This is a genomic window from Pseudomonas sp. EL_65y_Pfl1_R83, from assembly GCF_963970695.1.
Classification (GTDB): domain Bacteria; phylum Pseudomonadota; class Gammaproteobacteria; order Pseudomonadales; family Pseudomonadaceae; genus Aquipseudomonas; species Aquipseudomonas tritici.
Window position 1 is genome coordinate 1 of the sequence record NZ_CAXAQI010000292.1, and the last position, 496, is coordinate 496.

The window sequence follows — 496 nt, forward strand, 5'->3', positions numbered from 1 at the left end:
CTTGTGCCCGGCGTCGATGATCGCGGTGACTTTGTCGATGCCCTTGTTCATCTCCTCCAGCGCGAAATCGATCAGCAGGATCGAGTTCTTGGCGACGATGCCGAGCAGCATGATCAAGCCGATATAGACCGGCATCGAGATCGGCGTGTTGGTCAGCCACAGGCCGATCAGCCCGCCCAGCGGTGCCACCGCCAGCGACATCACGTTGATGAACGGCGGCAGCAAGCGCCGGTAGAGCAGCACCAGCACCGCAAACAGCAACACCACGCCTGCAAACAGCGCGACGATGAAATTGTTGATTAGTTCGTTCTGCCACTTCGATTCGCCCAGCACCAACTCGCGCACGCCCATTGGCAGGGCCTTCATGATCGGAAGCGCGTGAATCTCCTTCTGCGCTGTTCCGCTGACGACACCGGGCGAAAGATCGGCACCGACGGTCAATTGGCGTTGCTGCGCGACGCGTTCGATCTTGGTCGGTCCCGCGCCGAAGCCGATG

General features: G+C 60.7%; 1 protein-coding gene. It reads right to left on the reverse strand.

Translation table 11 applies throughout. From position 1 onward, the window contains the following. Positions 1 to 495 (reverse strand): efflux RND transporter permease subunit (locus AACY08_RS28935; RefSeq protein WP_339472508.1); only part of this gene is annotated, 495 nt, incomplete at its 3' end. Position 496: the final 1 nt, after the last annotated feature.